The organism is uncultured Bacillus sp. (assembly GCF_958411575.1).
GTDB classification, from domain to species: Bacteria; Bacillota; Bacilli; order Bacillales; family Bacillaceae; genus Bacillus; species Bacillus spizizenii.
In genome coordinates this window covers 36,097-60,254 of record NZ_CATYRA010000003.1, presented here as the reverse complement: position 1 = coordinate 60,254, position 24,158 = coordinate 36,097, and the positions used below count along the sequence as shown (strand labels likewise).

Here is a 24,158-nt window from a genome sequence, read left to right as displayed (position 1 = left end):
GCAAAAATCGTTGTCTGAAGAAAAACCCGCTCTCAGTTTAGAGGGAGGGTTTTCACTCTCTGTACGAGCTTCAACAAAGCAGACATGGAGCCAGCCTTTTTAGGCTTTTACATTGTAACGTATCTCCAATGCATAAAGTCTTTTGATTTATGCTCCAATGTAAATCCTAACTTTCCCAAAATATGTTGCGAACCAACATTATCAGGTTCACATCTTGCTGTGATACCGTTAACTACATCTTGGGCTTAATGCCCAGGTTATTAATTTTTGGGCAGCCTCCACACAGTAACCTTTGCGGCGATGGCTTTTATTTGTTGCAAAACCGATTTCGATCATGCCATTCGTATCCGGGTCACCTAAAAATCCGGTTCCTCCCACAATTTCATGATTGTCCTTCTTTAGAATAATCCATGAATCAAATCCTTTTGTCCCATTGTTTTCAACGATTTTCTCGCGGAAATAAGGGATGGCTTCAAAAAAATCAGGGTTTGGCCATTCACCATTTGTTTCATAACCTAGGTTTTTCATGGCTTGATGATCTTGTTTAGATGCAGCGTCAAGAAGGGGAATATCAATCGTTTTTAAAAGTAACCGATTTGTTTCTAGAAGAACCATATATTTAATCCTCTTTTCTTTTAACTGGTAATAACGGTAACATATTGAAATATGTATCGGTGCAAAAATTCTTGGGCAACAGAGAATGATGAAGAACATGAGTTGAATTTGAAATGAAGTGTTTTATTGAACCCGAATTTCTACGGCGTTCAACCTCCTTTCGTCACTGCCTTGACGGGGAGAGATGCAATATCATAAATCTAAAACGGGTAGGAAAGCGCTGATATCTAAGCGTTCCTACCCGTTTTTCTGTTTCTGCTGAAAACATTTTGTACTACCTTTTCGCAATTAAGTAAAGTGATATCGCTCTTTGGGTTTGAACAGGATTATGAATGATTATGACCCATTGGTTTCTTCTCCTTGGAAAGCTTGCGATTGCATACAATGGAGCAGTATCGCGTGGAGCAAACCCGCCATTCACCACTTTTATATCTCTTCCTTCAAGATGACAAACAAGATATTCACCAGGATCTATTACCTGTTGGCCAGTCCATGCGAAGGAATAAAAGCCGTCTCCGAGATCCTCAGAGGAAGATGGCGGTATAATGCCATCTACATTCAGTGTGATTTCTCTTCTTCGCTGTCTTTCTGAAAAGTCTGGATTTCTTTGAGTGTTAAGATTATGTGTAAAGTAAGGAATTAACGCAGGACCATAATAATAATGATACAAAGCAACCACTCCTTAATTTTACATTCATACAAATTGTATGTTGTTACATGTCGTTCATTCCATTTTTTGTTTCGTGTTTTGGCTTTCTAGAGGTTTTTCTTTTGAATATGCAGGTTAATAGAATATGTCTGTTTTCGATGATAGTATTTAGATATTAATTACAGTATTTCTTTAGGATTTTTTCGATAGTGGGGTGAAAGTATGGCGAAAAAAATGGCAAAAACAAATGCGGTTCGTTTGATAGAACAGCAGAACATCTCCTATGAGTTATTAGGGTATAAAACAGAAGACGGCCAACCGGTAGATGGCATCTCTGTTTCGGAAAAAATCGGTTATCCTTCAGAACATGTATATAAAACATTGGTGGCAACAGCAGGAGCAAAAGATTATTGCGTCTTTGTTGTACCCGTTGCAGAAGAATTAGATGTAAAAAAGGCAGCAAAAATAATAGGAGAAAAGAAAATAGAAATGATTGCAATGAAGGAATTATTAGGGGCAACTGGTTATGTTCGCGGCGGCTGCTCTCCGATTGGCATGAAAAAATCGTTCCCGACCTATATTGATGCAGCCGCTGAAACATTGGATTTTATCATTGTCAGTGCAGGGAAAATCGGTCTGCAGCTGAAATTAGCGCCACAAGATTTAGCGAAAGCATGCGATGCCGCATTTGCAGAAATTGTATAGATGGCACGCAATGAAGATAAACTGAAAAAGCTTAGGCACATAGACTAAGCTTTTTCCACCTCTCTTTCAAATATGATTTCAAAATAAGCGGCTGCTCCATACCCATCTATACTGGGAGCGAAAATCTGAATGAATGTCCAGCCTCTTTGCGCGTAGTCGTGGATGATTTGCTGGTAGTCTTCTTTAGGCCTTCTTCTCATCGTGCTCAGTTCAACTCTTACGAATTCATACTCTTTCATCGTTTGATCCCTCCTATTAAGGTATACGTAAGAGTAAGAAAGATGTTCCGAAAACATGGGTGAAGGGCAAAAGTAAAATTTGATAATAGAAATAAGGCCTTTACAAGTGTCCACTTTCTCAATGTCTTCTTTTTAAATGGCAACACATGAAATTCTTTTCCACATCTCAATGAACCCTTAACAATGACAAGCGTAAGTTTTCTAATGAAAAAGTCTGCAACAAGCTCGCTCTCTTGATATCAACCTTGGCAGCGGGTTTGTAGATTTCCAAATCTATGAACATAGGCAAACTATCATATAGGTAGTCGGTACAATTTCTTTTACTGCCTAGCATCCATATAAAGACAAAAGTCTATTTTTTTGTTTGTTATTGGCTTATAATACCTGATGGTGGAAAAAGAGTTCGAGTTTATAGATTGGAGAATCACATGTATTTCTTAGCAATTTTACTTTTATACTTTAGTGTACATCCAATAATAAGTTGGGGGACGTACTGTCTTTTCGTTTATGGGTTTATTTTTTCTTGTATTGGCTTTATGAAAAAAGTGCATGTCCCGATTCACTTATCAAGATTACTATTTATTTTTTTCATGCCGTTACTTCATGTTCTAATGTTCTTATTTTCATTAGGAGAGAGAACAGCAGCAGACGGTTCGAGCTATCCGCCGCTTAGTTTATCGGAAAAGATCTGTTTTTTCTCTGAAGCGGTTTTCATCTGTTTGCCTGAACTTTGCAAATGGCTGGTGAAAAAAACAAGGATTTCATTTAAATAAAACATGCAAAGTTGCGGACATGTTTTATATCTGGCTGGATTTTACCTTATCATTTATTTTGCATTTCAGTAATCATTTCAAGAAAGCGATGGTATTTCATGAACAAAGAAACTTTAAAAAACATATTCATGATTTTTTCAATATGCGCAACCCTCCGAGAAACAGATGGTATGCGTATTGCTGATAGCTGGATTTTGAGTGAAATCGTCCGATTTTTGATTTGCATGGTTGTGTTTTTGATCGTGACATTTCTATTAGATGCTGTTTTTCCAAACAAAAAAGAGTCACATTAATGTGTGGCTCTTTTTGCATAACATCATCTGATCAAAAACATCACAAATGAATCAACCATCATGATCAAAAACAGCAAGCAAAAATAAATGAGCGAGTAGACAAACATATCCTTTGCCCACTTGACGTCATCGTCCGTTTTGAATCCCTGGATGCTTTTTTTGATCCATATGCCTCCGAGAACCAGGGCAGCTAAGAAATAAAATGGGCTGATATGTCCGGTGCCGAGAGAAAAAGGCACTAATAGCGTGACCGGCACCAGAACTGCAATATATTGAATCATTTTTATTTTTGTTACATGATTTCCTTTTACAACGGGCAAAAGCGGAACACCTGCTGCCCGATATTCCTCTTTACGTCTGATCCCAATCGCCCAAAAATGCGGGGGCTGCCACAGAAACATAATCGCGTACAACAGCACTGCAGTCATACTGATGTCTCCCGTTACGGCACAATACCCCATCAATGGAGGCGCAGCGCCCGGAAAACTCCCGACAAATGTGCTCCACACAGAGGTTCGTTTCACCCATACTGTATAGATAATCGCATAAAAAATAAAGGCAGCCAGTCCGAGAAGGGCAGTTAATGGATTAAGGGAATACAGCATAACAAGACCTGCGATTCCTAAAACAGAGCCATACGTTAAAATCATGGCTGGCGGGATTTTCCCTGTGACTGAGGCCCTGCTGCGGGTGCGTGCCATTTTTGCGTCCATATGCCGATCAAAAAAGTTGTTATAAACAGTGCCGGAAGCCATGACAAACGCGGTTCCAAGCATTGCTGTCACCATTGTCATCAAAAAAGCCATTCCGGTTAATGGTTTTTCTGCGCTTGCAAACGCGATCCAAAATCCGCCGAAAGCTGCTATCGAGTTTGATATGATAATGCCGGGTTTTGCAAGTTTGATAAAATCGTAAACTGTTACCCGGTTCGAAGCTTTTATGTATTTCGTTTCAGATAGAGCTGCAGAATCTCTTGTACTCCCCAAAAATAGACGCCTCCCTCACAACTGCATGCTTTTGTTATCGTAACAAGAGGGCTATGGAATTACAATTATTTCCTATATTTGTCATGATATTGTCATTTTTAAAACAAAAAAATGGGGAGCTGGACTGCCCCCATTTTGGTAAAACGGCGTTTAATATCCGTATCCTCCGCCGTATCCTCCGCCATATCCTCCGCCGTAACCGTACCAAGGGTAGTAAGGCGGGCGTGGGCGCGGGTAATAGTAAGGCGGACGTGGATAAAACGGATAGAACGGTCTTGGGTAATAATAAGGCGGATAAAATGGCGGTCTCGGGCGCGAATAATAAGGCTGTCTTTCATCATAAGGTATAATTTGTTCAAATGTCTGTTCATTCAAAGGATAATCCAAGAGGAAAACCTCCCTAGTTTTTTTATTCCTTTTACCATATTCTTGATGTGCGGGTTGGGTGTATGTACATTCGTGAAATCGGATTTTTTTTATGATGAAATCCCTGAAAAAAGGATTGACAAGAACTTCTAAATCTCATAGTATTACAAATGTGAAATAAATGTTACTCCAATGTTACAAAAACATTTCTAAATAGATACAGTTCTAATTGATGAAAAATAAATCGAAACGGTTATGAAAGAAGGAATTTGGGTTGTTTGCAAAAAGAATCAAATGGTTTCATGTATTAATAGCAGTTGTATGTGTGGCGGGCCTTATCGGCTTTTTTCATAATTCATTAAAAAAAGAAACGGTTATGAATAAAGTAAAAACTGATTCTCAGTATGGGAATGTGGAGATTGCAACGCTCGTGAATGACGGGAAAACCTTCAATTACGCGGTCAACTATCCCGTTTTCAAAAATAAAAAAATGGATTCGGTATTAAAGAGTTTCGCAGAGAAAGAGGTTCGCCAATTTCAGAAGGAAACAAAAGACGTTGATCAGGCACATACGACAACGCGCAACGAATTAAATGTTGATTATAAAATTGTCCATTATGCCAAGCAGACTGTAGCGATTGTATTTAATGAATATAAATATATCGGCGGTGCACACGGGCAAACCGTGAAAAAAACGTTTAACTATGATTTTAGTAAGCAAGCTTTTCTTTCAATTGATGATCTTTTCAAAGAGGACGCTGACTATTTACATAAGCTTTCATTAATCGCTTATCATGAGCTGAAAAAGGATAAGGACATTGCTGCAGACGATGCGCTATTAAGAGAAGGAACGGCACCGAAAAAAGATAATTTCAGCCGCTTTGCCATCAAAGAAGATTATATCGAATTTTATTTTGATACATATCAGGTCGCAGCAGGCTATCTTGGAGAGCAATCGATTGCCATTAAGAAAAGCCTTTTGAAAGACATCGTGAAAGAACAATATATTGATAAAGCAAAAAACAAAAATAAAATCAAAGAACAAAAGCCGAAGCATGAAGTGATTTCTTTACCCAAAGAGGAAACGGTTGATCCTAATCAAAAAGTCATTGCGCTTACTTTCGACGACGGCCCGAATCCTGCGACAACAAATCAGATTCTGGACTCCTTGAAGAAATATAAGGGGCATGCCACGTTTTTTGTTCTCGGGAGCAGGGTGCAATATTACCCGGAAACGCTTAAAAGAATGCTGAAGGAAGGAAATGAGGTGGGGAACCATTCGTGGAGTCATCCGCTTCTCACAAGGCTTTCAGTGAAAGAGGCATTAAAGCAAATCAATGACACGCAAGATATCATTGAAAAAATAAGCGGATACCGCCCGACGCTCGTAAGACCTCCATACGGCGGCATTAATGATGAGCTGCGGAGTCAGTTGAAAATGGATGTCGCGTTATGGGATGTTGATCCGGAAGATTGGAAAGACCGAAACAAAAAAACAATCGTTGACCGTGTCATGAGTCAGGCGGGAGATGGAAGAACCATCTTGATTCACGACATTTACCGCACCTCTGCTGATGCTGCCGATGAAATGATCAAAAAGCTCACTGATCAAGGCTATCAATTGGTGACGGTCTCTCAGCTTGAAGAGGTTAAAAAACAAAGAGAAGCGAATTAATACGAAAAGGCTGCCGCGGATTTTGCCCGGACAGCCTTTTTTCTTTTTAATAAGAGCCTGTGGTGGCCCAAACATTCAGGTTGGGTCCTGAATACTTGCCGAAAGCGTAAGAAGTCCTTGGGTCTAAATCATATACCATCGGCGTATAACAAGATTTTTGGCCGGCAACCGCTTTTCCGTTGCCGCCTGCAGAATCACAATTATATCTCTTTCCGTCCGTGTTCCGGGTAATCTCCGCATTTGCTTCAAAGCCTGCCGTCAATGTGTTATTCATCGTGATTTTTGCCCAAGCCGTTTTACATGTACTGCTGAATTTAAGCTCGACTACTCCGATGACTTGATTGTTGGCATTCACTAAGTTTGAGGATTTTTTTGTAGAGCCGCTGGATGCACAATCATTGTAATAAGGGCTTTTTCCATCATAGGCGTGGGTTTCCGCATTGGCAGGCGCTCCTTTGACGGCAAAAACAAATACAACTGAGAATAACACCAATGAAGCCTTCGTAAACAGTTTTTTCATGTCCTTTATGACCTCCTTAATATGGCAAACAATAAATCATACGGAGGAACAATCAAAACATGCATGCTTTTTTGTGAACAATAAAGGCGGCCGGGAGGATGGAGTTATTGGCCGCCTTTGGTGTTGGGGTTAAGCTTTTACATCAATGGTCTGTCCAAGCGTCGGATGCTGAATCATCTTCAAGGTTTGATCGGCATTTTGCTGGGCGGTGTCCAGCATTTTTTTCGTTAAGGCGATACCAACATTTTGGGCAAGGGATGCTTGATGCATCGCAACTGATAAAGCAGGAATATCCATCGTTCCACCTCCTATGCCTTACCTATCGGCGGCTTTGGATGATTTTACAGGTGAAAAATGGCTTAATTTTCCCTGTTGACCCTTACGCTGCGGCATACCGTATGTTTTTGACAAGGGGGGAATCAGGATGAATCTTGTCATGGAAAAGACCTTTGAGAAATATGAAAAGCTGTTTTCAATGGTAGAAGAGAAAAGAGAGGATGAGTTTCGGTATACGATGATGAGGCCGTTTGAAAAGATGTGGAGCGCTATCCAAGTTCCGCTGAGAGCGAAGGAGCAAAGCGGCTATGATGTAATCATGGCTGTGAAAATGCTTGGTTATTTGGATGTCCGTGATGCTGAAGCCGGGCAGAAAGCACTGCAAATACTGAAAGAATCATATGCTGCAGAGATAGCTGAATCTGCGCTACGGCAATGTATCGATTTTGCAGAGCGCGAACAGCTCCGGGTGAATGCAGACGAGATCAAATTCGGCCTTTACATCGCTGACCCAAATAAGCTTCAGCTGCAAAAAGGCTACTGCGGATTTGGCGGGATACCGGGCTTTATACATGTATGGATGAATCCGGACAGCTATAACCTGCCAAGGATACCTTCAATTATTGCTCATGAGTTTCATCATAATTTGCGGTTTTCGTATGTTGATTTTCATCATGGCTCTGTGAGTGTCGGGGATTATCTTGTGATTGAAGGGTTGGCTGAGTCATTTGCCAGAGAGCTGTTTGGCGAGGAGCAATTAGGTCCTTGGGTAACACGTTTTGATCAAGAAGATTTGCAGTATTCCATTGAAGTCATCAATGAGGTGCTGGATGTGAAAGGCTTTTCGGAAGTAAGCCGTTATATGTTTGGTGATCCGATTGCGAAAGTCCAAGGCTTTGAGCCTGCGGGATTATCGGCTTTTGCGGGTTATGCAGTTGGATATCATGCCGTTCAGTCATTTATGGATAAACATCAAGTCACGATAAGCGAGGCCACGCTCTTGGATACGGAGACCATTCTTTCTCAGTGCGGGCTGTTTTCCAAATGAAAAAAGCGTCACATACAGCGGCGCTTTTTGATTCCCAGAGCCAGCAGCTCTATAGCGGCACAAGAGGCAACTCCAAGTGTATACGCTTCGATATCACTCCATAAAAATCCGTACCCCAGTACAAGTCCGCCAAGAGAAGTGTCTCTGATCCGGTCGATCCATTCGGCATGATACAGCTGGCTGATTTCAATGAAAAAACAGAAGGAAAGGCTGATAAGGCCAGTCGTCATCGTTTTCATTTTCCGAAATAGAAACCCGCAACCCGTAAAGATCATGGCAGCCCACAGAGAGTCCCCCAGGTAAGTATTGAGGGCATCCGGCAGTACACTGGAGAATGCTCTAGCTCCCAGCCCCAGACCTATGATCAGTATGGTGAACGCTGCATATATCCATCGATTTCGCTTCATTGAAAATGACCCCGTCTCTGCTTCATCTCCCATGTATTGTAAGGAATATATCTTCTATTTGTCCAATAAAAAAGCGGCTGAACAGCCGCATGATGGGTTTATTTTGCTTTAAGGTTTACATGGTCAGCGGTCTGGTCCTTGCCAATTACAAAATGAAGTTCATATCGGCCTGTGTCATATACATAGTCGATTTCATCGGTAAACGGGACGGTTAACACTCGATTCGCGGGGCCTATTTCATTCCGCAGCACTTCCGGGGTAACTCCTCCTAAATTCAGCTGCCGTTCCACGCCGGTTCCAAAGTAGCGGATTTCTGAAATTGTCATGTCTTTATGATAGGAAAATCCGTAGCCCGGGTTCCCCATATTCCAGTGATATAAATCAAACCGATTGTCTCCTCCGGACGGTCGTTCCGGTTCCCCTAATTTAGCATGGACATCGCCTTTCGTGCTTTTGTTAATGGTAAGGCCTTGCACCTGCTGAGGCATTTCCCCTGTGTAGGCGGTGTTGTAAAGATTTTTGACAAGCTCGGCGGCTGATTGGTTTGTGTTTTCAGAGATCGAGGTTGTTTGAGTTATGGCCTTTGCCGGTGTTGAAAAGGACGCCGCTCCGAAGCCGGAAAGAGAGCCTGTCAGTGCTGCTGTCGCGGTTAGAACAGACATTGTTTTTTTCATGCTGATCCCTCCTTTTTCATTCTACCCTCTCGTTTCCCGGTGATGATGCACTAAAACATGTGAGTGCGCTTTGTATGTTTTAGTGATCCCTTGTAAGGGAACAGAAATGGGTAATTCGGTATATACACAAGCAAGAAAGGGGAATGGAGATGGCTGAACAGAAAAACATCACAATAAACGGCGTTGAAATGGAAGCGTCCGAAGAACAGACGGTGCTTCAGCTTTTGAATAACAGTTCGATTGAAGTGCCGCAAGTCTGCTATCATCCAAGCTTAGGGCCGATTGAAACATGCGATACGTGCATCGTCAGCATCAATGGTGAGCTGAAGAGATCGTGCTCTGCTGAATTAAAGGATGGAGACGTTATTGATACGCTTTCGCCAGATGTGAAAAAAGCGCAGGTCATCGGGATGGACAAGATTTTATATAATCATGAGCTTTATTGTACAGTTTGCGATTACAACAATGGGGGATGCGAAATACATAATACGGTGAAGGAAATGAAAATCAATCACCAAAGCATCCCGTTTGACCAGAAGCCTTACCATAAGGATGAATCTCATCCGTTTTACCGGTATGATCCAGATCAATGTATTTTGTGCGGACGCTGTGTCGAAGCGTGTCAGGATGTTCAGGTAACTGAAACACTGACCATTGACTGGGAGCGGAAACGCCCGCGCGTCATTTGGGATAACGATGTGCCGATCAATGAGTCGTCTTGTGTATCATGCGGCCACTGTTCCACCGTCTGTCCATGTAACGCGATGATGGAAAAAGGAATGGAGGGGGAAGCTGGATATTTAACAGGCATTGATCACGAATCGCTTCGTCCGATGATCGAGATCACAAAAGGCGTAGAGACAGGCTACGGCTCGATTCTCGCTATTTCCGATATGGAATCCGCCATGCGTGATGAGCGAATCAAAAAAACGAAAACCGTCTGTACCTATTGCGGCGTCGGCTGCACCTTTGATGTCTGGACAAAGGGCAGAGACATTCTGAAAGTCGAGCCGCAGGAGGAAGCGCCGGCCAATGGCATTTCCACTTGTGTAAAAGGAAAGTTCGGCTGGGATTTCGTGAACAGTGAGGAACGCTTGACAAAGCCGCTGATCCGCGAAGGCGACCATTTCCGTGAAGCGGAGTGGGAGGAAGCGTTATCGCTGATCGCCAGCAAGTTCACGGATTTAAAAGAGGAGTTTGGCCCGGATTCACTCGCTTTTATTACATCTTCTAAATGTACAAACGAAGAATCCTATCTCATGCAAAAGCTGGCCAGAGGGATCATTGGCACAAATAATGTGGACAACTGCTCGCGCTATTGCCAATCTCCCGCGACTGCCGGCCTGTTTCGGACAGTCGGCTATGGCGGTGACTCAGGGTCGATTACAGATATCGCGCAAGCGGACCTTGTGTTGATTATCGGTTCGAACACGTCTGAGTCGCATCCGGTCTTGTCCACTCGCATTAAACGGGCTCATAAGCTGAGAGGGCAGAAAGTGATCGTAGCGGATATCAGAAAACACGAAATGGCAGAGCGCTCTGATTTATTTGTCCAGCCGCGTGCCGGATCAGATATCGTCTGGCTGAATGCCATCGCCAAATATTTAATTGAAAACGGCAAGGCCGATGAACGATTTTTGCAGGAAAAAGTGAACGGACGAGATGAATATGTAAAAAGCCTGACGCCATATACCCTTGAATATGCCGAGGAGAAAACCGGAATTGATCAGGAAACCCTCATCCAAATGGCAGAGATGATAGGTCAGGCTGACAGTGTGTGCGCATTGTGGGCAATGGGCGTGACACAGCATATTGGCGGAAGTGATACAAGCACGGCAATTTCTAATCTACTGCTTGTGACAGGAAACTACGGAAAACCGGGAGCAGGCTCTTACCCATTGCGCGGCCATAACAACGTGCAGGGAGCAAGTGACTTCGGAAGCATGCCTGACAGACTGCCGGGCTATGAAAAAGTGACGGACGAACAAGTCCGCCAAAAATACGAGCGGGCGTGGGGTGTGCCGCTGCCGAAGGAGCCGGGCATGACCAACCACGAAATGATCGAAAAAATCCATTCCGGCCAGCTGAAAGCGATGTATGTAAAAGGTGAAGAAATGGGTCTGGTCGATTCCAATATCAATCATGTACACGCCGCCTATGAAAAGCTTGATTTCTTTGTGGTACAGGATATTTTCCTTTCACGTACAGCCGAGTTTGCTGATGTTGTTCTTCCTGCGAGCCCGAGCCTTGAAAAAGAGGGAACCTTTACAAACACAGAACGCCGTATTCAGCGGCTGTATCAGGTGTTTGAACCGTTGGGCGATTCAAAGCCGGACTGGCAGATTATTATGGAGGTTGCCAATAAGCTCGGTGCTGACTGGCACTATGAACACCCTGGAGACATTATGGAGGAAGCAGCCATGCTGTCGCCGATTTATGCCGGCGTCACCTATGAACGCCTTGAAGGCTACAACTCCCTGCAATGGCCTGTAAGCGCAGATGGAAAGGATTCGCCATTACTTTTTACTGAGCGCTTCCCTTTCCCAGACGGCAAAGCCATTCTCTATCCTGTTCAGTGGACTGAGCCTGAAGAGTTCGGTGAGGAATATGATATCCACGTCAACAATGGCCGGCTTTTGGAGCATTTCCATGAAGGGAACCTGACCTACAAATCAAAAGGGATTTCGAAGAAAACACCGGAAGTGTTCTTAGAAATTTCTCCAGAGCTTGCGGCAGAGCGGGGGATTCAGGACGGAACCCTTGTCAGACTCACATCGCCTTTCGGAAATGTCAAAGTGAAGTGCTTGATCACTGATCGTGTCAAAGGGAAGGAAGTATATCTGCCAATGAACGATTCAGGGGAAGCAGCGATCAACCTGTTAACAGGCAGCCATGCTGATAAGGATACCGACACGCCTGCATACAAAGAAACATCAGCCAAGATGGAAATTTTGAAGCGCGATGGAAACAATCCGCTGCCTAAGATCAATCACCGCAACGGCAATCCGCAGCCGCAAATCGGTGTGCAGGTACAAAAGAAATGGGCGCGAAAAGACTATATTTTCCCTGGCGACGCTGTGAAAAGGGGGATTGGGCATAATGGCTAAAGCGATCAAACGAATTCAGAAAATCGAGATAACCGAAGAGGATCAGCGACAGCGTGATATGAAAGAAATTGAAGATGCATTAGTCGAAAATAAGGAAGCCATTCTTGAAACGCTGCATATGATGGGCCACATGAACGAGCGCGGTGTTTTGCCATTGCTCCGCGGCCTTTTTGGCCAAGGGGATAAAGTTCTTGATATCTTAGTGAAAAAGGCAGATACAGAGGAAACAGCCAATACGCTGAAAAATCTGCTTCTTCTGGTTGGAACGCTAGGCATGCTGGATGTGAAACAGCTGGAGCCCCTCATTTTGAAAGTGAATGCGGGTGTGGCAAATGCCGTGGAACAGAAGGACAGCGAAGAGAAAACAGGTTATTTTGATATCATCCGTTCGCTCAAAGACCCGGAAATCAACAAAGCAGTTACACTGCTTTTCTCCTTTTTAAAAGGAATGGGACAAGATACAAAGGAGCTGGAACGCACGACTCAGCCTCCAGAGCGCCAAAAACATCATGAGGAACCCCGAGAGAAAAGGGAAATGAATAAGCGAGATTGATCACCTGCCCGAGCCGGCTGCTGCCAGCTCGGGTTTTTTGGTGAAAAGGTCTAATGGACTAGTAAAAAATGTTCAAAGACTAGAAAGAAGTAAGTTTGTAATGAATGAGACAGAAAAAATCATTACTTTTCTACCTGTTAAGAAAAGGAAAAATCTGATTATAATAGAAATCGATTACTTTAGATGGGGGAACAGTGATGAAAAAAGTCTTATTGCTATTATTTGTTCTGACGATCGGGTTTGCGCTTTCCGCATGCAGCCAATCGAGCGATGCGTCAGAGAAGGAAAAACCGAAAGAAAAAACGCAAGAAGAGCTTGAAAAGGAACTTGATAAAGAACTGAAGGAAGGCAATGTATCGAAGTCTAAAAAAGATGATCAAATACATAAAATAGGAGAAACATTTAAAGCAGGACATACGAATCTTACAGTGAATAAAGTTGATAGAGTGCAAAAAGGTGAATATACGGAAGTTGGAGGAGCTGTAGACGCGAAGCCAAAAACAATAAAAAATGAAGAGGAACGGCTAATTATAGAAGTTACAATAGAAAACATAGGAAAAGATTCAATAAGCTACAATTTTATCGGGTTTGATTTAAAAGACAAGAACGATCAATCAATCCGGCCTGTTTTTTCTATAGAAGAGAAGGACAGGATCCTTATGGGAGGAACACTAGTGCCAGGAAAAAAGGTTACAGGTGTAGTCAGTTATGTAATCCCTAAAGGTGAACAGAAAAATTACACACTGGTATATAATCCGTTTTTCGCTGATACCACAAGCAGTAATATTGAAGAGAGAGTAAAGGACGATATTGATTATTTGGTGAAGTTAGATTAGAACTTAATTTGCCGTTAGCACGTTTTCATCAGTGGGAAACGTGCATTTTTTATAGTGAAAAATAACTTGAAAGGATGAGTGATAATCGTGCAAACCAAATGGCTGGGACGGGCGCAGCGGATTCAGGCGATCGCACAGGCGGGGCTCGCTTTTTCCAAGGATGTGTATGACAGGGAAAGGTACGAAGAGCTGATGAAGCTCAGCGTAGAGATGATGGCGGATTACTCGCAAACGGAAATTGAAGTCATCACTGATTTATGGAAGGGTGAGAAAGGCTATCCGACACCGAAAGCGGATGTTCGCGGCGCAGTATTTCGAGAGAATCAGATTTTGCTTGTTCGGGAGAAGCATGATGAGCTGTGGTCGCTGCCGGGCGGGTTTTGCGAGATTGGTTTATCACCGGCTGAAAATGTGATCAAAGAAATCAAAGAAGAGTCGGGTTACGATACTGAACCGTCCCGATTGCTGGCCGTGCTAGACAGCCATAAGCACCCTCATCCGCCTCAGCCTTATCATTATTATAAAATCTTCATTGAATGCAGTATTACAGGCGGGCAGGGGGAAACAGGAATTGAGACGAACCATGCCGCTTTTTTCCCGGAAGACAGGCTCCCGCCGCTTTCTCCAAAACGAAACACACCTTCACAGCTCGGCATGCTGTTTGATTTTATGCGCCATCCAGAAAAGGCCACAATATTTGACTAAACAAAGAAAGAGCCCGGAAGGCTCTTTTTTGTTATAGCGCAATATGTTTTTCGTTGGCTAGTTTTAGAAGGGTCATAATAGAATCGGCTTGTTTAAGGCCGAGTTTTTGCTTTAATTTGTTTTCTTCAACTAATCGGCTGCCGTAAATCTCTACAGAAGCTTTGTCAACGACAGCATGCCAGTTTTCCTGATTTTTTCCTTCAACAAGCGGTTTCTCATGTCTCTCAGAAAAAGAGAACACAAACAATACAAATGCCAGTGAAAGTAGGATGCCGACAACTTGTTTTTTGAAATTGGTCTGTGCTGCCATGTTGTTCTCTCCTTCACCTTTTACCCTTTATTTAATCATAGAATCAGCTTGCTTTATATAATGGAAAAGTCATTTTTTTAGGTTAGTGCTATTGGTTGGAAAGAGGGGTGTTTTCTGATCGGAGCGGTGCAATTGAATGCATATTGAATTTGCATGCTTATGCCTAAGGTCACGTTGTGAGCCAAAACGGCAGTGCAGAATAGAAAAAAATTGAAAGATTATGGTAAGATGAACGAAATTCGAGGGGGAATATATGATGCCTGCATCGGACATCTTGATCGCCTGCCTGCTGTTATAGATTTGTCTATATTTATTGTTCCTCTCTTTTTTGAAAGCGGGAGGTGAAGAAGAACGTCAATTGCTGAATTCTTTCAAGAGGAGTGACAATGCATGAGTGTGTTAAACCGCCGGCAAGCCTTGCAGCGAGCGCTGCTCAATGGAAAAAACAAACAGGATGCTTATCATCCGTTTCCATGGTACGAATCGATGAGAAAGGATGCGCCTGTTTCCTTTGATGAAGAAAACCAAGTGTGGAGCGTTTTTCTTTATGATGATGTCAAAAAAGTCATTGGGGATAAAGAGCTGTTTTCCAGTTATATGCCGCAGCAGTCAAGCGCTATTGGAAATTCCATCATTAACATGGACCCGCCGAGGCATACGCAAATCCGTTCTGTAGTGAATAAAGCCTTCACGCCGCGTGTGATGAAGCAATGGGAACCGAGAATTCAGGAAATCACAGATGAACTGATTCAAAAATTTCAGGGGCGAAGCGAGTTTGACCTTGTTCACGATTTTTCATATCCGCTCCCGGTTATCGTGATATCTGAGCTGCTCGGAGTGCCTTCGGAGCATATGGATCAGTTTAAAACATGGTCTGATCTTCTGGTCAGTACGCCGAAGGATAAAAGTGAAGAAGCTGAAGAAGCCTTTTTGGAAGAACGAAACAAGTGCGAGGAAGAACTGGCCGCGTTTTTTGCCAACATCATTGAAGAAAAGCGGAACAAACCGGCACAGGACATCATTTCAATTTTAGTGGAAGCGGAAGAAACAGGCGAGAAGCTGTCCGGAGAAGAGCTGGTTCCGTTTTGCACGCTGCTGCTGGTGGCTGGGAATGAAACCACAACAAACCTGATTTCAAATGCGATGTACAGCATATTAGAAACGCCGGATGTGTACAATGAACTGCGCAGCCATCCTGAACTGACGCCTCAGGCAGTCGAGGAGGCCCTGCGTTTTAGGGCGCCTGCACCGGTTTTGAGGCGAATTGCCAAACGGGATACGGAGATCGGGGGACACCTCATTAAAGAAGGTGATATGGTTCTGGCTTTTGTGGCATCTGCAAATCGTGATGAAACGAAGTTTGACAGGGCACACCTGTTTGATATTCACCGCCATCCTAATCCGCATATCGCGTTTGGACACGGCATCCATTTTTGTCTTGGGGCACCGCTTGCCCGTCTTGAAGCAAAGATTGCGTTAACGTCTTTGATTTCAGCTTTTCCTCATATGGAGTGCGTCAGTATCACTCCGATTGAAAACAGCGTGATATACGGATTAAAGAGCTTCCGTGTTAACATTTAATAGATAAGGAGACTGGAGATTCATGAAAAAGCACCATATTTCGATGATCAATATCCCTGCGTACGGGCATGTCAATCCTACGCTAGCATTAGTGGAGAAGCTTTGTGAGAAAGGGCATCGTGTCACGTATGCGACGACTGAGGAATTTGCGCCCGCTGTTCAGCAAGCCGGTGGAGAAGCATTGATTTATCATACATCCTTGAATATTGATCCTAAGCAAATCAGGGAGATGATGGAAAAGAATGACGCGACGCTCAGTCTATTGAAAGAATCACTCAGCATTCTGCCGCAGCTTGAGGAGTTATATAAAGATGATCAGCCTGATCTGATCATCTATGACTTTGTCGCACTTGCGGGAAAATTGTTTGCTGATAAACTTAATGTGCCGGTCATCAAGCTCTGTTCATCATATGCCCAAAATGAATCCTTTCAGCTTGGAAATGAAGACATGCTGAAAAAGATAAAAGAAGCCGAGGCTGAATTTAAAGCCTACTTGGAGCAAGAGCAATTGCCGGCTGTTTCATTTGAACAATTAGCTGTGCCGGAAGCATTAAATATTGTCTTTATGCCGAAATCCTTTCAGATTCAGCATGAGACGTTCGATGACCGTTTCTGTTTTGTCGGCCCTTCCCTTGGAAAACGGACGGAACAAGAAAGCCTGTTGATTGACAAGGGTGATCGTCCGCTTATGCTGATTTCTTTGGGAACGGCATTTAACGCATGGCCGGAATTTTACAAGATGTGCATCGATGCATTTCGGGATTCTTCATGGCAAGTGATCATGTCGGTCGGGAAATCGATTGATCCTGAAAGCTTGGATGATACCCCTGCTAACTTTACCATTCGCCAAAGCGTGCCGCAGCTTGAGGTGTTAGCGAAAGCCGATTTGTTTATTTCTCATGGCGGGATGAACAGTACGATGGAAGCGATGAATGCCGGTGTGCCGCTCGTCGTCATTCCGCAAATGTATGAGCAGGAGCTCACCGCAAAGCGTGTCGATGAGTTAGGTCTTGGCGTTTATTTGCAAAGAGAAGAAGTTACTGTTTCCAAGCTGCAGGAAGCGGTTCAGGCCGTATCCGGTGATCAAGAGCTGCTCAGCCGCGTCAAGAGTATGCAAAAGGATGTAAAAGAAGCAGGCGGAGCGGAGCGTGCGGCAGCTGAGATTGAAGCGTTTATGAAAAAATCCGCTGTACCGCAATAAATCACAAAAACCGAAATCAAAATGCGATTTCGGTTTTTTGTTTAAATATTTTTTTTCAACCCGCATCTTCGGCATTCTCTAAGAAACTTTCCGCCTTTTACAGAGCTTTTGAACAGTGTGTAATCACAATTATCACAGCGCCCGCTGCGGACGTCCGGATATTCGTTGAATTCGTAAACGATCGATGTATCGTAGCCTTTTGTTTCATATTCTTCTTTTTTTGTTTCCATGATCGATCCTCCGTTAACAAACGTGTCTGCTGTTTATATTACAGCAAGCTTCAGGTGTATTCAAATGGATTTTAGAGGCTTGGGTTTATCTTGATTTCTCCCTTGGTTTGCGCCACAATAGCTTTATTAAACTTGTATACATAAAAAGCCTATGCAAAGAGGAGAGAAACGGGTATGGGAAAAGGGTTACATGGAAAGCGAGTGGCAATCGGGGGCTCCCGAAAAACGGAAGAAATCAGCACGATCATTGAAAAACAGGGCGGAACTCCTGTCATCCGGCCTCTCCAAGGCACGGTTTATCTAGCAGAGAAGCAGGTAGAGCCGGATTTGCGGACGTTTGCGGAGGAAAAAGCTGACTGGGTCATTTTCACGACAGGCATCGGCACGGAGACTCTTGTCGATATGGCAGAGAAAATCGGTCTGAAAGACGAGTTTCTGCAGGCCATTCGCCAAGCGAAAGCGGCATGCCGAGGATACAAAACGCTGTCTGCGTTGAAAAAGCTTGGGATCACACCGGAAGCTTCGGATGAAGACGGGACAACAAGAGGCTTAATCCGTTCCTTGGAACCTTACGACTTTTCAGGAAAAACAGTCATGGTGCAGCTTCATGGAGAAAATGCGCCGGCCCTCATAGCATTTCTTGAAGAAAAGGGCGCGTCTGTCCTGCCGATCCTGCCTTATCAGCACATCCCGCCAGAGGAGGAAACGGTGGAGCGGTTATGCCGGGAGCTGATGAACGGTGAGATCGACGCCGTTTGTTTTACAACGGCAATTCAGGTTCGTTCCCTGTTTGATTTTGCCAAGGCGCGCGGCTATATCGATGAAGTGAAGGCTGTATTTGAAGAGCGGGCCATCGCTGCGGCTGTCGGAAAAGTGACTGCTGAAGCACTGCGGGAAGAAGGCATCACGAGACTGCTTGCGCCGGAGATTGAGCGGATGGGCGCGATGATTGTTGAGTTGTCCAAGTATTATGAAGAAACGGAATAACCAGTACAAAAAGCCGCTTTTCCCTTGGAAAGCGGCTTTTGTCTGTCAGCCATTCTGCTTCAGCTGCTGATGCGCGGTGAATAATGACGGGTATGTCAGCACGCTTAAGATCACACAAGTCAGCGCGGCTGAAGACATCGTTGTAAACACAATTAAGAGCTGGAAGCGCACTGCCTGAATCGGGTCTGCTCCGGCTAGAATCTGGCCTGTCATCATGCCGGGAAGCTGGACAAGCCCCAGTGTTTTCTGGCTTTCCAGCGTCGGGATCATGCTCATTTTCATCGCAGAAGTAAGAATGCGCTGTATGGATTGTTTCGGTGTGCCTCCAAGAGACAATATTAATTGAATTTCTTCTTTGCGAACTTCGACTTCTGAGCTGAGCCGGTTTAAAAATAGACTGGAAAGCACCATCGAATTTCCGATGACCATTCCGCTGATCGGAATGACATATCGGGCCGTAAGCGGGATGATATGAAGAGACAGCAGAATTCCCTGCGTCACAATTTCTACAATCGCTAACGCGGCGAACACCCTCCAAAACGAACCGATTGTATTTTTCTTTCGTTTGATAACATTTTGCGCTGCTACTGCCAACATTAACAGCACCATCAGCAAGATAAAAACAGGATGGTCTCCGCGAAAAATAAGCGACAGTACATAACCGATGATAAGCAGCTGTACCGCTGCCCGGATGGTGGCAATGATCATGTCTTTTTCTACGCCGGCTTTAAAGGATTTTGATAAAAACAAGGCGATCAAAACAAAGATCATCGTTAAAGAGAGAGAAAGGTAATCCATTACCGGGTGCCTCCCTTCAAGAACTCTTTGGCTGCTTCATGCTGCGGGGTGGAGAAAAATGTCTCCGTTTCTGCGGTTTCCAGCAGCCGGCCATCCGCCATAAACCAAATGGTATCGGCTACTCGTTTTGCCTGCTCCATATTATGAGTCACCCACATGACCGTCAGTTTTTTGTTTTGTTGCTGCCGTTTGATCAGTTCTTCAATCTCAAGAGCAGAAACAGGGTCCAAGGCAGACGTGATTTCGTCTAATAATAGAATAGAGGAAGGATTTGCGAGCGTTCTGGCTAGTGACAGCCGTTGCCGCTGTCCGCCCGATAAGTCCTTGGCGCTTCTGTCTAACAGCTCTGGCGGGAGCCCTGTAAGAGAAGCGAGCTCTTCAGGGGAGTACAGCTGGGATTGGTGAAGCCTTTGGACCAGACTTAGATTGTCACGCACTGTCCCGTCGAGGACGGGCGCTGATTGAAATGCGAGGGCTGCCGTTCGCCTCAGCTCACTGACATTCCATTCTCGGACTTCTTTTCCGCATATATTTACTTCGCCGCTGTCAGGCGTTCTCATTAAATTGCACATGGACAGGAGAGTGCTTTTGCCTGAACCGGAAGGACCTAAAACGGCCACGATTGTGCCCTGTTGAATGTCTCCGGTGACATCCTGCAGTACATCATAGGTTTGTCCGTCTTGTTCATAGCTTTTTCTAACTGATCTGAAGGAGATGGCTGGTTTGTTTTGAGTTTGATTGATTGCTTCCATTACAATAATCACCTTTCAGTAAAGTAGGCTTACACTATATTTAAATATAACGTGAAACAGATGCCTTTTGGTAGTAAAAATAAAGGAGAACAGGCTTTCACCCGTTCTCCGGCAGATGCTACGCGGTCAGATTTGACTGTGTTTTCTTTTTCGGATTTCTCGGCTGTGAAGTGAAGGTATGTAACACCATCCCCGCTATAATAATGAATAAACCGGCAAATGAAATAGGTGACGGGAAAACGCCTGACAGCAGAACAATTTCACCAAGCAGCGCGAAAATCACTTCACCGGATTGAGTTGCTTCAACGGCTGCGAGTTTTTGCGGATTGTCTCTTACCATATCAGTGGCCCAGAAAAATAAAACGGTCGCAATGATGCCTGAGCTGACGGCCACGATAAAGGATTGAACGGTTTGCCCTGCTGTCGGAAGGCCGTCTGACCACCAGCCGTAAGCTGCTACTATAAGCCAGAATGGAAGGCTTGCCAAGGTCATCCCCAGCACACGCTGAAATGTATCAAGCCGGCCCCCGTATTCTTCGAGCATTCTCCGGTTTCCTAGCGGATAGGCAAAAGCCGCAATGACAACCGGCAGCACACTGAAAAGTAGCATCTTCCCAGAAAGCGATTCTGCATGCTGAAGCTGTATCAGTGCCGCTCCGATCAGGATGATCACGGAAGTGCCAAGTGAAACAAGGGGAACCTTTTGCCTAACGAGCTGCGGCCCGTCCGGCATGTCTTTTTTGACATAGAAAAATGGAGATAACAGAACACCGGCGACGATTGTGATTTGCCAGGTCCCGGCTACGAGCCAACCTGGACCGTATGCAGCTGCAAAAGTGATCGGCGCGTAAAAAAGCACGAAGCCGACAAAGCTCCATTTGATCCAAAAGATCGGCTTTTTCCGCATCTCTTGTAAGAGAGGGGTGAATGTCCCTCTCATGATGACAATCAAACATAAAAACGGCACCATAAAAATAAAACGCAGCGAAGCGCTCCAAAGCCAGCTGCCTCCGGATAACTCCATCGCTCTGTTTAAAATAAAGGTAACGGCGAAAAAGAGTGAAGCCAATATTCCGATAACGATTGCTTTCATGATATCCCTCATTCTGGCATTATTTTTTTATACTATACTATTCGATATCGCACAGATCAATGGAGTCGTGAGAAAATAAACATGTTTTGCGAACCGCTATGTGTGGAAGACAAAAAATGGAGGTGAAATTGATGGAAGCAAAGACACAGGCGTACTTTTTTCAGGATGATGGCAGGATTCCGAATCACCCTGATTTTCCGCTCGTTGTGTATCAAAACGCACTCAAGGACACCGGTCAGGCAGAGCGGATCGTCAACCGGCATGGCTGGTCAAACAGCTGGTCGGGGAGTGTTTTTCCATACCATCATTATCACAGCAATACGCATGAAGTCCTGATTGCAGTTCGGGGAGAGGCTGTGATTCAGTTTGGGGGAGAAAAAGGGGCTGCTATTCCTTTCAAATCCGGCGATGCAGTCGTGATTCCAGCCGGAGTTGGCCATAAAAAGCTAAGCGCTAGTTCCGATTTTACCGTCATTGGCGCTTATCCGGGAGGCGTTCATTATGATATGAAGACGGGAGAGCAGAGTGAACGGAAGGAAGCGATGAAACAGATCAAGCATGTGTCATTGCCAGCGAAAGATCCGATTACAGGAAAAAGAGAACCTCTATTGGAAATATGGGTAAAGTGAAGGGGAGAAAATTGCTGGATTGTCAATAACTAGTGCCGCAGAAATGTTATGACACGGGCTCCATATAAATTAATTTCATAATCGAAGCAATTCACGTTCAAATTTTGTTCAAAAAGTGTTATCATATAGAAGGTAATCGAATTGGAGTTTTTTGTGTTTGCTATTTTCAGAGAGAGTAAAGGATTTTTGACTTATTCAATTGTTTATTTTTGAGATAAAAATAATACTGAATATGGCAAGATGAAAAACTGGGTAGTAAACATTTATTTTTGTAAATGATTGTGCATGAATTCACAATCCTTATTCTTATGCTTTCAAGTATGAGACCAGGGAGAGGCACTACCCTTTCCACAAAAAATCTGCAAACTGCTTATAGTAAAGGAGAATTGGATATGCCAGAAACAATCGATCAAACAAATGCGTCTGTCAGCCAAAGCCAGCAAGATCTTATTGATCAGCTGTTAAAGCCGGAAGTTCAAGAATCACTGACCGTTTTAGTTGACCAGCTTCCAAAGCTGACTGAGTTAGTGAATATTTTAACGAAGTCTTATGATTTCGCTCAGTCTGTAGCAACTGACGAAGTGCTAAAAAGCGACACTGTCGGTGCGATCACTGAAATTCTTGAGCCTGTAAAAGAAACAGCGAAAGAAGTAGCTGCGACTGCAATCGAAGCGAAAGACCGCGCGGAAGCAAGCAACGAAACGATTGGTCTTTTCGGCCTGTTGCGCATGCTGAAAGATCCTCAAGCTCAAAAGCTGTTCCGTTTTGCTAACAGCTACCTTGAAGTCATGAACGAACGCGAAAACCAAAAATAATCTTAGATTCAAATTGATATAAAGGACGGAGGATATACGATGTCAAAACATATTGTCATTCTAGGCGCTGGTTATGGCGGAGTTCTTTCTGCTTTAACAGTTCGCAAACATTATACAAAAGAACAAGCACGCGTGACTGTGGTAAACAAATACCCAACTCACCAAATCATTACGGAATTACACCGCCTTGCAGCAGGCAACGTGTCTGAAAAAGCGGTTGCAATGCCATTAGAAAAACTTTTCAAAGGCAAAGACATTGATCTTAAAATCGCGGAAGTAAGCTCTTTCTCTGTTGATAAAAAAGAAGTTGCGCTTGCTGACGGTTCTACATTAACTTATGATGCGCTTGTTGTAGGTCTTGGTTCTGTAACAGCTTACTTCGGCATCCCAGGTCTTGAAGAAAACAGCATGGTATTGAAATCTGCTGCTGATGCGAACAAAGTCTTCCAACATGTTGAAGATCGTGTGCGCGAGTACTCTCAAACGAAAAACGAAGCTGATGCAACAATCCTTATCGGCGGAGGCGGCTTAACAGGTGTTGAGCTTGTCGGTGAGCTTGCTGATATCATGCCGAACCTTGCGAAAAAATACGGCGTAGACCATAAAGAAATCAAATTGAAGCTGGTTGAAGCAGGTCCGAAAATCCTTCCTGTCCTTCCGGATGATCTTATCGAGCGTGCGACTGCAAGCCTTGAAAAACGCGGCGTTGAGTTCTTAACAGGTCTTCCTGTTACAAATGTAGAAGGAAACGTGATTGATCTAAAAGACGGATCTAAAGTTGTTGCCAACACATTTGTTTGGACTGGCGGCGTACAAGGTAACCCATTAGTCGGTGAATCAGGTCTTGAAGTGAATCGCGGACGCGCGACAGTAAATGACTTCCTGCAATCTACATCTCACGAAGATGTATTCGTTGCTGGAGACAGCGCAGTTTACTTCGCTCCAGACGGCCGTCCATACCCGCCAACTGCACAAATCGCATGGCAAATGGGTGAGCTGATCGGTTACAACCTATTCGCTTACTTAGAAGGCAAAACGCTTGAAACATTCAAGCCAGTAAACTCTGGTACACTTGCAAGCCTCGGACGCAAAGACGCGGTTGCCATCATTGGTGCAAATTCTACACCGCTTAAAGGTCTTCCTGCTTCCTTGATGAAAGAAGCAAGTAACGTACGCTACTTAACTCACATTAAAGGACTTTTCAGCCTGGCTTACTAATCCTTTTTGTGAACTCGGACATTGCCAAAAGTGTTCCTTTCGGGATGCTTTCCGGCAATGTCTTTTTTTGTTTTTATTGCTAACGTTAACATTTCATTTTCAAAAAAGAGATTGATC

26 protein-coding genes and 1 pseudogene are annotated in these 24,158 nt (G+C 44.0%); 13 read left to right on the top strand and 14 right to left on the bottom strand.

The window, feature by feature from the left end:
- Positions 1-107: 107 nt before the first annotated feature.
- Both Q5C82_RS06040 and Q5C82_RS06035 read right to left on the bottom strand, forming a co-directional pair.
- Positions 108-615: pseudogene (locus tag Q5C82_RS06040) on the bottom strand (GNAT family N-acetyltransferase).
- A 274-nt stretch (positions 616-889) separates the two neighbouring features.
- Positions 890-1,285 (bottom strand): hypothetical protein, encoded by a 396-nt coding sequence (locus tag Q5C82_RS06035; RefSeq protein WP_003224716.1) that lies wholly within the window; start codon positions 1,283-1,285, stop codon positions 890-892.
- A 201-nt stretch (positions 1,286-1,486) separates the two neighbouring features.
- Here Q5C82_RS06035 and ybaK point away from each other — a divergent pair, with 201 nt between their 5' ends.
- Entirely contained in the window at positions 1,487-1,969 is a 483-nt protein-coding gene (ybaK, locus tag Q5C82_RS06030; RefSeq protein ID WP_003224718.1) for a Cys-tRNA(Pro) deacylase, read from the top strand.
- Between the two features lie 44 nt (positions 1,970-2,013).
- Here ybaK and Q5C82_RS06025 read toward each other — a convergent pair whose 3' ends face one another.
- From Q5C82_RS06025 to cotT, 3 genes are all read right to left on the bottom strand, one after another.
- On the bottom strand, positions 2,014-2,208 hold the full coding sequence (locus Q5C82_RS06025) for a DUF4177 domain-containing protein (protein ID WP_003224719.1): 195 nt from the start codon (positions 2,206-2,208) through the stop codon (positions 2,014-2,016).
- A gap of 1,089 nt (positions 2,209-3,297) precedes the next feature.
- Positions 3,298-4,260 (bottom strand): heme o synthase, encoded by a 963-nt coding sequence (cyoE, locus tag Q5C82_RS06020; RefSeq protein ID WP_003224725.1) that lies wholly within the window; start codon positions 4,258-4,260, stop codon positions 3,298-3,300.
- Between the two features lie 150 nt (positions 4,261-4,410).
- On the bottom strand, positions 4,411-4,647 hold the full coding sequence (gene cotT, locus Q5C82_RS06015) for a spore coat protein CotT (protein WP_032727220.1): 237 nt from the start codon (positions 4,645-4,647) through the stop codon (positions 4,411-4,413).
- A gap of 253 nt (positions 4,648-4,900) precedes the next feature.
- Here cotT and pdaC point away from each other — a divergent pair, with 253 nt between their 5' ends.
- Positions 4,901-6,301: a peptidoglycan-N-acetylmuramic acid deacetylase PdaC gene (pdaC, locus tag Q5C82_RS06010; protein ID WP_013307961.1), complete on the top strand. Its 1,401-nt coding sequence runs from the start codon at positions 4,901-4,903 to the stop codon at positions 6,299-6,301.
- Between the two features lie 46 nt (positions 6,302-6,347).
- Here the strand turns inward: pdaC and Q5C82_RS06005 are convergent, their stop codons facing one another.
- Together Q5C82_RS06005 and Q5C82_RS06000 are read right to left on the bottom strand one after the other, a co-directional pair.
- On the bottom strand, positions 6,348-6,821 hold the full coding sequence (locus Q5C82_RS06005; RefSeq protein WP_003220468.1) for a YjfA family protein: 474 nt from the start codon (positions 6,819-6,821) through the stop codon (positions 6,348-6,350).
- Positions 6,822-6,950: 129 nt separating this feature from the next.
- On the bottom strand, positions 6,951-7,118 hold the full coding sequence (locus Q5C82_RS06000; protein WP_003220470.1) for a YjfB family protein: 168 nt from the start codon (positions 7,116-7,118) through the stop codon (positions 6,951-6,953).
- Positions 7,119-7,245: 127 nt separating this feature from the next.
- On the opposite strand from Q5C82_RS06000, the gene Q5C82_RS05995 reads away from it, so the two are divergent.
- Complete coding sequence (locus Q5C82_RS05995; protein ID WP_003220472.1) at positions 7,246-8,145, top strand: DUF2268 domain-containing protein; 900 nt, start codon at positions 7,246-7,248, stop codon at positions 8,143-8,145.
- Between the two features lie 8 nt (positions 8,146-8,153).
- Here the strand turns inward: Q5C82_RS05995 and Q5C82_RS05990 are convergent, their stop codons facing one another.
- On the bottom strand, positions 8,154-8,552 hold the full coding sequence (locus Q5C82_RS05990) for a DUF2809 domain-containing protein (RefSeq protein ID WP_003220473.1): 399 nt from the start codon (positions 8,550-8,552) through the stop codon (positions 8,154-8,156).
- A 98-nt stretch (positions 8,553-8,650) separates the two neighbouring features.
- Positions 8,651-9,226, bottom strand: coding sequence for a YjgB family protein (locus Q5C82_RS05985; RefSeq protein ID WP_003220475.1), 576 nt, complete (start codon positions 9,224-9,226; stop codon positions 8,651-8,653).
- A 149-nt stretch (positions 9,227-9,375) separates the two neighbouring features.
- Here Q5C82_RS05985 and fdhF point away from each other — a divergent pair, with 149 nt between their 5' ends.
- From fdhF to Q5C82_RS05965, 4 genes are all read left to right on the top strand, one after another.
- The gene (gene fdhF / locus Q5C82_RS05980) at positions 9,376-12,333 is read left to right on the top strand and encodes a formate dehydrogenase subunit alpha (protein ID WP_003220478.1); all 2,958 of its coding nucleotides are present in this window, start codon (positions 9,376-9,378) and stop codon (positions 12,331-12,333) included.
- A complete protein-coding gene (locus Q5C82_RS05975) occupies positions 12,326-12,886 on the top strand; it encodes a DUF1641 domain-containing protein (RefSeq protein ID WP_003220480.1) in 561 nt (186 codons plus the stop codon). Before fdhF ends, Q5C82_RS05975 begins: the two co-directional genes overlap by 8 nt.
- A gap of 197 nt (positions 12,887-13,083) precedes the next feature.
- Positions 13,084-13,722 carry a DUF4352 domain-containing protein gene (locus Q5C82_RS05970; protein ID WP_003220481.1) on the top strand — a complete coding sequence of 213 codons (639 nt, stop codon included), beginning with the start codon at positions 13,084-13,086 and terminating at the stop codon, positions 13,720-13,722.
- Between the two features lie 78 nt (positions 13,723-13,800).
- Complete coding sequence (locus tag Q5C82_RS05965) at positions 13,801-14,427, top strand: NUDIX hydrolase (RefSeq protein WP_079996340.1); 627 nt, start codon at positions 13,801-13,803, stop codon at positions 14,425-14,427.
- A 31-nt stretch (positions 14,428-14,458) separates the two neighbouring features.
- On the opposite strand, the gene Q5C82_RS05960 is transcribed toward Q5C82_RS05965, so the two are convergent.
- On the bottom strand, positions 14,459-14,737 hold the full coding sequence (locus tag Q5C82_RS05960) for a hypothetical protein (protein ID WP_003220485.1): 279 nt from the start codon (positions 14,735-14,737) through the stop codon (positions 14,459-14,461).
- Positions 14,738-15,127: 390 nt separating this feature from the next.
- Here Q5C82_RS05960 and Q5C82_RS05955 point away from each other — a divergent pair, with 390 nt between their 5' ends.
- Positions 15,128-16,318: a cytochrome P450 gene (locus Q5C82_RS05955; protein WP_003220487.1), complete on the top strand. Its 1,191-nt coding sequence runs from the start codon at positions 15,128-15,130 to the stop codon at positions 16,316-16,318.
- Positions 16,319-16,340: 22 nt separating this feature from the next.
- Positions 16,341-17,519, top strand: coding sequence for a glycosyltransferase (locus Q5C82_RS05950; protein WP_003220489.1), 1,179 nt, complete (start codon positions 16,341-16,343; stop codon positions 17,517-17,519).
- 41 nt (positions 17,520-17,560) lie between these two features.
- Here Q5C82_RS05950 and Q5C82_RS05945 read toward each other — a convergent pair whose 3' ends face one another.
- Positions 17,561-17,749, bottom strand: coding sequence for a hypothetical protein (locus Q5C82_RS05945; protein ID WP_003220492.1), 189 nt, complete (start codon positions 17,747-17,749; stop codon positions 17,561-17,563).
- Between the two features lie 174 nt (positions 17,750-17,923).
- Between Q5C82_RS05945 and Q5C82_RS05940 the strand changes: the two genes are divergently transcribed.
- On the top strand, positions 17,924-18,736 hold the full coding sequence (locus Q5C82_RS05940; protein WP_003220494.1) for a uroporphyrinogen-III synthase: 813 nt from the start codon (positions 17,924-17,926) through the stop codon (positions 18,734-18,736).
- Between the two features lie 45 nt (positions 18,737-18,781).
- Here Q5C82_RS05940 and fetB read toward each other — a convergent pair whose 3' ends face one another.
- From fetB to Q5C82_RS05925, 3 genes are all read right to left on the bottom strand, one after another.
- Positions 18,782-19,534, bottom strand: a complete 753-nt coding sequence (gene fetB, locus Q5C82_RS05935; RefSeq protein ID WP_003220496.1) for an iron export ABC transporter permease subunit FetB — start codon at positions 19,532-19,534, stop codon at positions 18,782-18,784.
- On the bottom strand, positions 19,534-20,286 hold the full coding sequence (locus Q5C82_RS05930) for a phosphate ABC transporter ATP-binding protein (protein WP_003220498.1): 753 nt from the start codon (positions 20,284-20,286) through the stop codon (positions 19,534-19,536). The genes fetB and Q5C82_RS05930 overlap by 1 nt, the downstream gene beginning before the upstream one ends.
- 118 nt (positions 20,287-20,404) lie before the next feature.
- A complete protein-coding gene (locus Q5C82_RS05925; protein ID WP_003220500.1) occupies positions 20,405-21,379 on the bottom strand; it encodes a multidrug resistance efflux transporter family protein in 975 nt (324 codons plus the stop codon).
- Between the two features lie 131 nt (positions 21,380-21,510).
- On the opposite strand from Q5C82_RS05925, the gene Q5C82_RS05920 reads away from it, so the two are divergent.
- The 3 genes from Q5C82_RS05920 to Q5C82_RS05910 all read left to right on the top strand — a co-directional run bounded on the left by Q5C82_RS05920 (position 21,511) and on the right by Q5C82_RS05910 (position 24,041).
- Positions 21,511-22,008 carry a cupin domain-containing protein gene (locus Q5C82_RS05920; protein WP_003220502.1) on the top strand — a complete coding sequence of 166 codons (498 nt, stop codon included), beginning with the start codon at positions 21,511-21,513 and terminating at the stop codon, positions 22,006-22,008.
- Between the two features lie 392 nt (positions 22,009-22,400).
- Entirely contained in the window at positions 22,401-22,823 is a 423-nt protein-coding gene (locus tag Q5C82_RS05915) for a DUF1641 domain-containing protein (RefSeq protein ID WP_003220510.1), read from the top strand.
- Positions 22,824-22,862: 39 nt separating this feature from the next.
- Positions 22,863-24,041, top strand: coding sequence for an NAD(P)/FAD-dependent oxidoreductase (locus Q5C82_RS05910; RefSeq protein WP_003220513.1), 1,179 nt, complete (start codon positions 22,863-22,865; stop codon positions 24,039-24,041).
- Positions 24,042-24,158: the final 117 nt, after the last annotated feature.